Source organism: Chamaesiphon sp. OTE_20_metabat_361, from assembly GCF_031364565.1.
The window spans coordinates 1-12714 of the sequence record NZ_JANLWO010000387.1; the positions used below are offsets into that span (position 1 = coordinate 1).

At 40.2% G+C, this 12714-nt stretch carries 11 protein-coding genes; 8 read left to right on the forward strand and 3 right to left on the reverse strand.

Features of this window, described 5'->3' with window-relative positions; genetic code table 11:
* Positions 1-1840 (forward strand): hypothetical protein (locus RMO35_RS11340; protein WP_309741293.1); only part of this gene is annotated, 1840 nt, incomplete at its 5' end.
* Between the two features lie 62 nt (positions 1841-1902).
* Positions 1903-2499 (forward strand): hypothetical protein, encoded by a 597-nt coding sequence (locus RMO35_RS11345; protein WP_309741294.1) that lies wholly within the window; start codon positions 1903-1905, stop codon positions 2497-2499.
* Positions 2500-2546: 47 nt separating this feature from the next.
* Here RMO35_RS11345 and RMO35_RS11350 read toward each other — a convergent pair whose 3' ends face one another.
* From RMO35_RS11350 to RMO35_RS11360, 3 genes are all read right to left on the reverse strand, one after another.
* Entirely contained in the window at positions 2547-2732 is a 186-nt protein-coding gene (locus tag RMO35_RS11350) for a hypothetical protein (RefSeq protein ID WP_309741295.1), read from the reverse strand.
* Between the two features lie 405 nt (positions 2733-3137).
* Positions 3138-3500: a hypothetical protein gene (locus tag RMO35_RS11355; protein ID WP_309741297.1), complete on the reverse strand. Its 363-nt coding sequence runs from the start codon at positions 3498-3500 to the stop codon at positions 3138-3140.
* Positions 3501-3657: 157 nt separating this feature from the next.
* The gene (locus tag RMO35_RS11360; protein WP_309741300.1) at positions 3658-3888 is read right to left on the reverse strand and encodes a hypothetical protein; all 231 of its coding nucleotides are present in this window, start codon (positions 3886-3888) and stop codon (positions 3658-3660) included.
* Between the two features lie 589 nt (positions 3889-4477).
* On the opposite strand from RMO35_RS11360, the gene RMO35_RS11365 reads away from it, so the two are divergent.
* From RMO35_RS11365 to RMO35_RS11390, 6 genes are all read left to right on the forward strand, one after another.
* Entirely contained in the window at positions 4478-5785 is a 1308-nt protein-coding gene (locus RMO35_RS11365) for a class I SAM-dependent methyltransferase (RefSeq protein WP_309741301.1), read from the forward strand.
* A gap of 37 nt (positions 5786-5822) precedes the next feature.
* Entirely contained in the window at positions 5823-8372 is a 2550-nt protein-coding gene (locus tag RMO35_RS11370) for a glycosyltransferase (protein WP_309741303.1), read from the forward strand.
* Between the two features lie 124 nt (positions 8373-8496).
* Positions 8497-9777 carry a glycosyltransferase family 1 protein gene (locus tag RMO35_RS11375; RefSeq protein ID WP_309741305.1) on the forward strand — a complete coding sequence of 427 codons (1281 nt, stop codon included), beginning with the start codon at positions 8497-8499 and terminating at the stop codon, positions 9775-9777.
* A gap of 46 nt (positions 9778-9823) precedes the next feature.
* Positions 9824-10909 (forward strand): glycosyltransferase family 4 protein, encoded by a 1086-nt coding sequence (locus RMO35_RS11380; protein WP_396134895.1) that lies wholly within the window; start codon positions 9824-9826, stop codon positions 10907-10909.
* Positions 10910-10978: 69 nt separating this feature from the next.
* Positions 10979-11794 carry an ABC transporter permease gene (locus RMO35_RS11385; RefSeq protein WP_309741309.1) on the forward strand — a complete coding sequence of 272 codons (816 nt, stop codon included), beginning with the start codon at positions 10979-10981 and terminating at the stop codon, positions 11792-11794.
* Between the two features lie 66 nt (positions 11795-11860).
* Positions 11861-12598 carry an ATP-binding cassette domain-containing protein gene (locus tag RMO35_RS11390; protein ID WP_309741310.1) on the forward strand — a complete coding sequence of 246 codons (738 nt, stop codon included), beginning with the start codon at positions 11861-11863 and terminating at the stop codon, positions 12596-12598.
* The last annotated feature ends 116 nt before the right edge of the window (positions 12599-12714 follow it).

Sequence of the window (12714 nt, forward strand, 5' to 3'; positions counted from 1 at the left end):
GCGGATTATTCCATTCCGGGTGCAGTGCCTATACAAAGACGATACCCTGTGGGTACTCGCCCAACACCCGGCTGAAGTGTCCGTCGATATTCCCGATACCTTTAGCGTGCTAGAACGTGCCCTGCAAGCCGAAGAACCGAAAACGCCCTTAGCGGTCAAACTATACCTCCGTACCGAAGGCGATCGACGCCCCTATAGCCAGCAAGGCTTTACCGTCTATCCCCTCGTCAACAAAACCGTACCGGGCGAAGCCGCCCCCGCGATGACAGGAATGCGCGAAGATCGGATCGCCTTGGATCGCGATCGTCCACACCTAGAAAATGGTAATCCCATCCAGCTTTCAGCCGATAGCCCGGACAACGATTCCATCCCTTCGACAATACCAGAGGTCGTACCGAGCGATCGTGAGCCGATAAGTGCAGTGTCGCGCCACGATCGCGCCGACTATTCAGATCGACTCGTCACGATCGATGCTGACGCTTTTGTCGCGGACATCGAACATTCCTTCGCAAACGGTGATGCTTCCTCAACCTACCCACCTGCGGCTACCAAACGTCACAAGCTACTCATGCCGCTCCTTGGGGGTCTAGGACTGCTGGCACTCGGTACGGGTGCCGGATATATGGGCACTCGTCCCTGCGTCTTCTCTGTTTGTACGGAGCTAAATACCGCCACCCAACTCACCAAATCTTCACTGGCAGCTCTCAAAAATCCCACAGCCACCGGACAAGAAGTATTAACCGCTCAAAAGCAGCTCCATCAAAGTGTCGATGCGCTCGGTACCATTCCCGCATGGTCGGGAAGTTATGGCAGCGCTCAAAATGCCCTCCAAGCCACACTCCCAGCTACAGCCGAGCTGGATACGACCGTGGCGGCGATGAATCAAGCCTACAAAGCAACTACACTAGTCAAAACCCCACCGATTACGCTCTTAAAATGGCAACAGAGCAAACAGATGTGGATGGAATCAATTTCTAGCCTTAGCACAATTCCTACAACCAGTCAAGTTTATCCTCTTGCTCGGCAAAAACTTACCGACTACCAAGAGCGATTGGTGGACGTCGATAAGCAAATCGGCATGGAAACAACTGCCGAACAAAAACTCAAGTCGGCAATGGAAGGTATCAAAGCCGCTAAATTAGCCCAGACAACCGCCAAATCCCTAACCGAATGGCAGGGAGTCAAAACCCAATGGGATACCGTCAGCAGTCAGCTAGGCAGCATTCCAGCGACAACTATTGCTTATACCCCGGCACAGGCAGTACTCAAGTCCGCTCAACCCCAGATTTTTGCTGCCCAAGAGAAATTTATAGAAGAGGATAAAGCCGATCGAAACTATCAAAATGCCGTCAAACTAGCAGAATCGGCGAAACTAGCCCAGAAAAATAACCAACTACCTCAAGCCGTCGCTCAATGGAATCAGTCGGTAGTCGCGATCCAAAGTATTCCCAAGACGAGTGCGATGTATCCGCAAGCTCAACCCCTAGCACTGGAATACACCAAAAGTTTTCAACAGGTCGAAAATCAGCTCAAAGACGCTCAAAAAATCGCCTTAGCAACTAGAGACTTGCAACGAACTTGCGCCGGGAGCCCGCAGATTTGTACCTATACAGTCAGCAATAAATCGATCGTCGTCCGCTTGATGTCCTTATATACCCAGACAGTCAAACAGACGGCGATGGCTGCGGCTAGTCAAGGTGATGGCAATGCTAAAGCTGGCATCCTCAATCATGTAAATACCCTCGGCAATGCCCTTCAAGCGATCGGCGATAATGCTAAACTCCCGATCGAAGTCTACGGTGCCGACGGTCAGCAAATTCAAAGTTATCTACCGCAGTAATCGCTAGATCGAGCTAGTGCCAAAGACCTCTTAGTGAGTCAAATTAATTTGAGGTGACGTAAATGGCATACAATAATTTTACTTTAGAGTTAGTAAAAGACAGGTTCGATCTAAAGTTAACAAATAATCGGTTCTGTGAGCTTTTTCCCATTTCTGAACCTCAATCAGAATTCTTGGCTATTTTTGATGAGTCATTTGCTCTAGCTGAGGTGGCAAAATCTGAAAAAGCCAAGTCTGAGTTGTTGGTTAGCCCAATTTTGGTTCAGGCAAGAAGACTGGTCAATCGGCAAGTACAATTATTTTCTGGTGAAGAGTTTAATGTAGACCAGGAGAAGGGTTTAAATGGCTTCTGTGACTTTCTGTTTAGCAAGTCTGAAAATCAATTTACAATCGATGCTCCGGTATTAATGCTAGTTGAGGCTAAACGAGGGGAGATTGAAAGTGGATTGGGTCAATGTGTAGCTGAAATGGTAGCAGCCCAAAGCTATAATCAGCTTAAAAATAGAAGTATTCCAGTTATTTATGGTTGTGTAACTAGTGGTACGCTCTGGCAATTTCTTAAATTAGAAGGCAATGATGTGACGATCGATCCTACTAATTATTTGGTTACACCCGTGCAGAAAATTCTTGGTATTCTCAAGTGGATATTAAGTCAATAGCTTACTATTTAGAACGATTACCTACAGCGATCTCGACTACGCCAACGCTAATCCGGTTCGATGCCCAACGCGCGTAATTGAGCCGCCAACCGTTCGGCGCGTTGGCGTTCTCGATCGGTTTGTTGGCGTTCTCGTTCGATTAAGAGATCGGCATCGTCGGCACGTTGGCGTTCGAGTTCGATCTGTTCGTATGGGGTCGGATAGCGATTGGCATCTCGATCGTACCAATACAACCATGGAGCATGGCAGTTTGTCGGCGGTGGGTAGGTATCTAGGTAACTCGTACTAATACATAGCTTTAGCGAGGTCAGAGAAGGGCTTACGCTGATTCTAGTTTTAGGTGAGGAGGTTAGACTTGCTTTAGTACAATTTTATCACAAGTGACTACATGAAATTTGACAATTTCATGCGTTGCACTTCACTTGAATTATTTGGAGATAGTGACGGATGAGTCAAGACCTACTCTGGCTCTTTAGATCGCACGCTTCATATCGATCGATGATACTGCCAATATCTCAATCTGTTCGGTAATGTCCTCCCGACGGTCAGCAAATTCAAAGTTATCGACCGCAGTAATCGCTAGATCGAATAGATCCGATTTAACCGCATTTAAACACTTAAATAGTATCCGATCGGTACTATTTTAGAGGTAGACGATCGAGGATAGAATTGGTCTGTTGCTCGTTGGTCGAAGACCTGCCTTCGGCAACCGTATTGAGCTTCCGCAAAATTGTGGGACGGTCTTCATCAATCGACCCCAGCAATGCTGCTACTCCCTGCTGCGTGTTAGCGAGAATTCGGTTGTTAGCTTCTAACAGTTGGATTCTACTCTGGTGCTCTGCTCTTTCTTCATCTCTTTTCAATCTGTCTGTTGCCGTTTGGTCGAGCATCGCCTGAATAGTCCTGTCGTTGGATCTGACGATCGTTCGCACTTCCTCTTGAAATTCCCGTTGAGCAACAACCATCTTCTGTAGAATTAAATCCATCTCTTCAAATGTCATCTATTCAGACCCTAAATTTAGTAGTTATATTTCACATTCCGCACTTGATAAAATCGCTGCTAAAAAGCCTTATTTTTCGCATCTGGTAGGGTGTGCTATCCCGTCAGGGTACGCACCGCTCAGGCTCGGTCGAACGAGGATCGGTGCGGAATGTGGGTTATATTTCACCATCGCGTTTGAGCTTTTCGTAAGCAGCTTGCAATAGCCAAGTCCGGCGACTGGTTTTGGTTGGCTTTCTGAGTCTGTCGATTACTGCGGTTAGTTCGCCTGGAATTGACATCGTAATTCGCACATCTTCTGGCAGCACTAATTCTGGTGCTGTGGGTGCGGTACCACCTTTGTCGTTCGCACATTCGGCTGCTGTATTAACCGTCTTGGTTGCTGTCATGACTAGACTTAATTAGTGCTATTTTGCACTAGAGTAGTAGTATTCTGCTGATTTAATACCATTTTATCATCAACTTAGTGCTAAAGTACACCTGAATAACATGGTATCGAGACAAGAAGTTCGACGCTTGGTATTGCAGGTGTTAAATCGACGGGTGGGTGAGAGCGTAACGATCGATCGACACTACGGATTGCGATCGATCGTAAGCTCAGTATCGTGCATCTGTCTGGGGCATCATTGGCAATCGAGGTTAGGTGCTAATGCTCTAATAAGCTCAAACTGCTTTGAGCAGAGACGATCGTTACTTCGAGACCTCATCTATCTCGATCGCGCAACGAGGTCGAGATCTGCTCGAGATGTAAGTTACTTCAATGTTGAGATCGATCGTGTTAGTATTTATGCTACTGTATCCTCAAACCCCAATCTAGAAGGCGATACCAATGTTAGATTCAGTAGCATCAACTATCTCAATCCGCTCGATCGTGCGCTTCAATCGATCGACGACACTGCCATTAATATTCTTTACTAAGTATTGCTATTGAAAATATGTAGTTATTATTCTATTCATATTCACACAGAAAATTTTTGAATGAGAGAATACACAATATTTAATCGTATTATTGATGCTTACGATAAATCAATTAAAATCGTTAATAACAGCAACGATAAAAGTGAATCAATTAAAATTGTTACCGCTACTAGCGATGAAATTAAAAATATAGAATTATCAAGCGTTAACGAATTACAAAGTCACAACTATTCACATCCAGAAATAGAGGGCAATTATTTACTATTTTTTAATAATACATACAATAAGCTGGTACGTAAATATATTAAAAAGATTCTTAAGAGGATAGCATGGCCTATTCTGAAAAGGCAGGTATTTTTTAATGCGACCATTAGACAAATTTTGTATGGACTTGTTCAAAAAAATCGGGAATTATCATTCAAAGAAGAAGAGAACAGCAGTTATTTGCATGTTTTGAATGAAAAAATAGATAAAATAAATTTATCACCAAAAGAATCAGAAAAAATTTCTAAACTTGAGATAAAGGTCGAGCATCTTACTCAGATAAATCAGCAATTATTAGAACAGATTTCTTTATTGACAACTAAAATTGGCACTATTCCTCAGATTGAAAGTGAAATTGCACAAATCATAACAAGATTAGAAGTCGATGAAAGTTTAACAATTAAATCTTTGTCTATTGAAGAATCTAGAGTAGCAAGCGGTTTGTGGTTTAACGAGCCTATAAATGTGAGTTATCATAATGATAAAGCACATTGGGCCGGAACGACTGAGAGAATTGTCGAGAAAAATTTTATACTATTATCTTTGGCTCGTTTGTATGAGTCTAATCAGGTAAAAATCTTGGATGTAGGTTCTGCGGAAAGTTTGCTTGCGTATGAATTAGCTAGCCTAAACTATTCTGTTACAGCAATAGATATTCGTCCGATCTCCTTGTCACACCCAAATTTAAAGTTTATTAAAAGTGATATTTGTCATCCCGTTTTACCTATAGCCAGCTTTGATTGTGTAATTGCTTTATCTACTTTAGAACATATCGGTTTAGGTTGGTATGGAGATGAAGTAGGCGCAGGGTTAGATCGTCAAGCAGTAGAAAAAATCCACTCACTTATTAAACCAGGTGGTAGTTTTATCATGACAGTTCCTTACGGTCAAAGGGCGTTAACACCAGTCCATCGGATCTACGATCGGGAATCTCTTCAAAGTCTAGTTCAAGATTTTAGGATCGTTCGAGCTGCTTACGGAATTCGTCTCGATGATTTTACCTATAGTGTAACAAATGATGAAGCTGAAGCATCTTTAAAAGCTCACGATCCTAACAATTACCTTCCTGGAGCTGTCGCTATGCTCGTGTGTGAAAAGATTTAAAATTGTTCTTTTAAAAAAGTATTAAGCATTTACATATATGAAAATAGGCGTCGATCTTCAAGCCCTTCAAACACAAAACTCTAAAAACAGGGGAATCGGTCGTTATACACAATCAATATTAGAAGCTTTGCTTACCGAACAAAATTCTCTGGAATATCAGCTATATGCTAATAAAACTTTACCAGAACCAGAATTAGATCGCGATGTATTTCCTTACAGCTACATTAATTATCCAAATATTGGTAGTTGCGATATTAACGATCTGTTAATGAAAACTACCTTTTCAGCTTCAGGCTTAGATGGATTATTCATCCCAAGCCCGATGGAAGGATTGGATTCTACTATTCCCAACTTTAGTGATTTTCACAAAAAAATTTTTGTGGTCTGCTATGATTTGATACCATTAATATTTGCCGATCGATATCTAAATAATTTAGATACGCGCCACTTGTACCTGAAGCGATTAGAAAACATCCGCAATGCTGATTTTGTGTTTGCAATTTCAGAATCTACTCGTCAAGATACCATTAAGTATTTAAATAAATCTCCCGATAAAGTTCTAAATATATCGGGTGGCGTGTCTAGCTTCTTCGCACCAATTTCACTTGACGCTCGCAAAGCTTGGTGGAAAGTATTTGCTGAAAAATTCAACATTAACAAACAGTTTATTCTCTATACAGGTGGAGAGGACTGGCGTAAAAATATCGAAGGTGCGGTCGAGGCATTTGCCAAATTACCGGAACAGCTCAAGGAGTCTCATCAATTAGTTGTTGCGTGTAAGGTGTCTGCTTCTTTTACCAATGAAATTAATATCTTAGCAGCCAAATTAGGAATAGAGAGATCGCTGATTTTAACTAATTATGTTACAGATTTAGAGCTGAGAGCTTTGTATTCGACATGTTCTTTATTTGTGTTCCCATCTTTTTATGAAGGCTTTGGTTTACCTTTATTGGAAGCACTTGCTTGTGGTGCGCCTGCTATTGCTAGTAATAACTCTTCTTTACCAGAAATTCTCGGTGCTAGCGATCGATTATTCGATCCGCACTCATCAGCAGACGTGGCTAGAGCAATGCAAGAAGTTCTCTCTAATCAAAATTTGCAAAGCAGGTTATCAGAACATGCATTAGAGCGGGCATCAAAATTTACTTGGCAGTCAGTCACTCGTCAAATTTCTGATGTTTTGTTAGAACACCAACCTTTACAGCGGATTAGTATATCATTTGGCCGAGTCACAACAGAGCCGCATAAAATTCAATTAGCTTTTTTCAGTCCATTTAAACCAATTAAATCTGGTATTTCAGATTATAGTTATGATTTGCTACCATCACTATCACAGCAATTCAATATTTATTCTTACCACGATGAAGATTATTTACCCGATCTGAGGATAACTAAAAACTTGTCACCTCATAGTCAATTCGAGCGAAACTTAGTAAAACATCAGTATGAGGCGATTATTTATCAGATCGGTAACAGTAGCTATCATGCTTACATGTATTCACAACTAATGAAATATGGAGGCATTTCAGTGTTGCATGATTATTATTTAGGTGGGCTGATTAGTTATATAGACACCCATCAACCACAACTAGGGATTAAACTTTTTAATGAATTAGATCATAGTTATGGAAATGATAAAGCAATAGAGATTAGCAATCTTATTCAGCAAGATCGACTTAGCATAGATAGTACTTTACCCGAAGCAGGAATTTATATAAATCGGCGAATTTTTACACGATCGCTGGGAGTAGTTTTACATAGTAAATGGGCTTATGACGTTGCTGTCAAAAACCATAGTCATGACAATAATTATATTGCTTGGATACCACAGTTAGTTCCCGAATATATTTCTTCAAAAAACTCGGTTGAAGATATTCGTGCCGAATTTGATATTCCGATCGATAGCTTGGTGGTTTCAACCTTTGGTTTTATCAACAGTACCAAGCGTCCTCTCTCGATTCTTCAAGCTTTCAAGAAATATTTATCAAGTAATCGCTCGGCTATTTTAATATTTGTAGGTGGAACAGAATATATCGGCTCATTAAATATCGAAAGTGAAATTCAAAAGCTTGGATTGAAAGGTAAAGTTAAAATTACAGGCCATGTCAATATGTCAGACTTTTATAAATATATTGAAGTCTCAGATATTTGTCTGAATCTTAGATTTCCATTTAAAGGTGAAAGTTCGGCTTCGTTACTGCGAATACTATCTGTTGGTAAGCCAACAGTGGTGACAGATATAGGTTCCTTCGCTGATTTTCCTGATAATGTGGTTTTAAAAATACCTCAACCCAATCAAAGTAATGAGGTTGCAGAAATTTATAAGGCGTTAACTTTACTAACGGAAAACACCGAATATAGAAAGTCATTATCCGCTCGATCGTCTGCATATATCGCTAGCGAACACTCTCCCCAGCGGTGCGCCGATCTCTATGCAGATTTTGTCAAGCAAGTACTACGTTCTCCTGAAGCAAAACAAAAGATGCTTGCTGATTTGGTCGGACGTGAATCAGCCAACTTAAATATCAGTAATCCCAAGCTAGTACTGACTTTATTCTCTAAAGTTATTGGAGCTAATACAATCTAGAAATATTATAACTAACCCGGTAGTATGGGCACGAAACATTAACAGATTGACCTGAAAATCTTACTGCAAAGCGCGATCGCGCTTCAGTCAACTTTAAAAGCTAACAAAATTATAAGGGTATTAGATGCGAGTATTTTTAGATTGTACTCATACTGCAAAAAATAGCTACAAGAATACCGGAATTCACCGTGTCGTTCGCGAACTAACCTCAGAATCGATCGCGATCTGTGCAGAATACTTGGATTTAGACATAATACCAGTAATGTTCGATGGTTATGGTATGCGCCGAGTTTTCAATTTTGGAGATGACATTTATGGTGAATCAATCGCTAAAATACGCTTGTTTGATTCTACAGCCAAAAATATTAGTAAATTTTCAATTTTTTTACTTAAATTGAAAAATAAAGTTATCAATAATATTAATGCTTTTAAGTCAAAAATATATCCGCTCGATATTGAATTTGAAAATATCAGATTTTCCCAAAATGATATTTATATAATAGCTGATGCAAACTGGGATTTACCCGAATCATACTATCACTTTTTGCAGAATCTCAAAGCTCATCAAGTGACGATTGGAGTAATTTGCTACGACCTCATACCGACAAAATTTCCAGAATATTGCTCGAAAAAATTTGTCGATCGATTTGTCAATTTTTATAGTCATTATTCTCCACTATTTGATAAAGTTTTATGTATATCTAAGCAAAGTGCGGCAGATTATACACATGCCCAAGCTATAGGTATACTTCCAAATAATAGTAGTTCAATTGTCAGTAGTTTTCGACTGGGTTCTAACTTCACAAGTAAAGAATTGATTAGAGATGGAAATTCCAATGACGATCGTTATCCAATCGATATAATTAGCAGTCGATATGTATTAGTAGTCGGTAGTCTGACTCCTCACAAAAATATCAAAACTATCCTTGCTGCATTTAACTTATTGACAGATGAAAACTATCAAGATGTACATTTAATTTTGGCAGGCAATAAAGGCTGGGATGTAGAAACCGATCGAGCGATCGAAACAAATGAAATGTATCAAAAAAGAGTGCATGTATTAGGCTCAATCTCAGATTATCAACTTGATGTCTTATATCGCAATTGTTATTGTTTAATTCAAGCATCATTTTATGAGGGATTTGGATTGCCCGTTGTAGAAGCTTTGCAACATGGTAAACCTGTCATTTCTAGCACAGGCGGATCTTTACCTGAAGTGGGTGGCGATTTTTGCATCTATTTCGATCCAAATCAACCGATAGAATTATATGAAGCTCTCCAAAAAATACTTACTTCAGATCTTGAATACGATTGTTTAACAGCACACATTAGGAGTAAGTACAAGATATTTTCATGGAATGATTCTGCAAAACAATTCCTTGATTGTCTTTTGAAAATACCATAGCGAACGAACATACAAAATCAATCAAAAATATTATTTAAAGAACATTGTGGGATCTAATCAAATAGTTGTTAATTTATCAGTCCTTTTTTCTAAATCAACAGGATTAGGTAGCTACACTAAAAATATTTTCCCTTACTTGAAGCTATTAGATCCAATATTGCTGACATCAACAAATTATTCTGATTTTAACTGTCACACTATTCCTAGTAATATAACTCATGCTGATGGTCAGAAAGGGCATTTACGTCGATTGTTGTGGACACAGTTCCAACTGCCCAAAATTTACGATCGATTTAAGTCATCACTATTATTCTCTCCTGTCCCAGAAGCACCCATATTTACTAATTGTCGCTATATTGTTACCGTTCATGACTTTATTCCTCTAAGATTTCCTAAGCTATCCTCACCTCTCTATCAATATTTCAAATGGTATATACCGCAGGTATTAAGTCAAGCCACTCACATTATCTGTAACTCAACGGCTACAGCAGCAGAAACGATCGATCTATTTGGCATCCCCGCATCAAAAGTAACGCCAATTCCCCTTGCTTACGATCCGAATCATTTTTACGCCAGTGATGAAACAGAAATAGATGATGCTCCTTACTTTTTATATTTAGGGAGGCACGATCCTTACAAAAATGTAGCTCGAATCATTGCAGCCTTTGGTCAGCTACCGAACTGCGAGCGATATGAACTATGGCTGGGGGGATCTGGAGATGCTCGGTATACACCCCAATTACGTGCCCAAGTATCCGAACTTGGTTTAGAAAGACGAGTAAAATTTCTCGAATATATCCCCTATTCCGATCTACCAAAAATTATCAGACAAGCTAGAGCATTAGTTTTTCCTAGCTTATGGGAAGGTTTTGGCTTACCTGTGTTAGAAGCGATGGCTTGCGGTACACCTGTGATTACTTCCAATCTCTCAGCATTAGTAGAAGTAGCGGGAGACGCAGCAATTTTAGTAGATCCTTATGAAGTCAAAGATATTGCCTCAGCCATGTTCGATCTTAGTCAGGATGATGAACTACATCGACAATTACGAAAAGCTGGGCTACACCGCGCCAGTCAGTTTAGTTGGTCGCAAACTGGTCGAGCTACAATTAATGTACTTCAGCAATATCTATAGTATGATGGCAACCGCAAAGATGATGATAACATCATACTAATTTGACGTACCCAAAGGTTTCACATATCTATGACTAGATCGATCGAGACTCACTCCAGGTTGTCCGCTATTTACCGTTACTGGGAACTAGTATCTGTACTTGCCGGACGCGAAATCAAAGTCCGGTATCGAGGCTCATTTTTGGGTGTATATTGGTCGCTATTCAATCCACTCATGATGACTGGGCTATACGCGCTCATATTTGGTTCTGCGTTTGGAAAATATTATCATGATTCGATCTGGGAATATATTCTAGCCGCATTCACAGGATTAGCGGTGATTCACTTCTATAGTGGTTCAACGGCTCAGGCACTAAGTAGTATCGTTAGTAATGGTTCGCTATTAAATAAAGTTAAATTACCCGTTACCGTTTTTCCTGTTTCTATTATCATTGCAAATATATTTCAATTAACAGTTGGGATGTTACCTCTTCTGATAATCGTAACTATTATCCTATCGCCCCACTTGTCAAGTTTCATCAATGTCATGGCGATCCCATTACCTTTACTTGCATTAATCTTAATATCCACAGGAATTGGATTTTTGACTAGTTCTCTCTATGTATTTTTTCGAGATCTACCATTCTTATATGAATTGATTCAATTCGTAATTATGATGAGTAGTCCAATATTTTATCCCGCCGCAATAGTCGATCCCAAAATTCGCCCATTATTGGAGTTAAATCCCTTATACCCAGTGATTGAGAGTTTGAGACAAATTGTGCTATCTGGCAATCCACCCGATCTATTTTTGATTACTAGGGCGTGGTTGAGTGGGATAATCATCTTGGCTATTGGTTGGCTCTGTTTTAACTGGCTCCGACCCAAGTTTATGGATCTTTTGTAGATATATAAATTTGCTTAGTCTTGAGATATTTAGTCAACCATACAATTACCAAGTATATTTAGTTAGATGGAAGTTATTAGTTTCGATCGCGTGTCATTATGGCGACGTACCCAAGAAGAATTTTCCTATGATATCAAGCAAACAATCTTGTCGATCGTGTCAGGTAAATATCGTAAACCTGCCAAAAAGCTAGTAATCGATGATGTCAATCTAATTATTAATTCAGGTGAGAAAATTGGGATTATAGGTGGGAATGGCGCGGGGAAATCAACCTTTCTCAAGTTGGTTTCTGGTATTCTCGAACCGACTGTTGGTAAAGTCAGAGTCAAAGGCAATATTGCGCCACTGATCGAATTAGGAGCAGGTTTCGATGGTAATATTTCCGTCTGCGATAACATTATTATGTACGGTGTTTTGCTGGGCTTTTCTAAGCGAGAAATGCAAGAACGCACATCAATGATTTTGGAGTTTGCTGAGTTGAATGATTATGCCTTAGTACCAGTCAAAGGCTTATCTTCAGGGATGGTAGCTAGACTGGGATTTGCGATTGCGACTGATGTCCAGCCAGATATTTTGATCCTCGATGAAGTCTTATCAGTTGGCGACCAAAGCTTTAAAAACAAGTGCCAACATCGGATCGACAAATTTCTCAATGGTGATACTACGGTATTAGTTGTATCCCACGATCTCAATTTTATTAGTGCTTCTTGTGACAAAGCAATTTGGCTCGAACGCGGGCGCATTAAATTTATTGGGAGTGGCAAGGACACTGTCGATCGCTACCTGGATACTGTCACGGCTTAATCGAGCTTAGTAATGGCCTCGATCCGCGACCGAGAGCCGACCGCGATTGCTAATTAATATCGATCGTCATTGATCGAATCGATCGTTCGATCCGATTTGGGATCGAGACTTGCGGA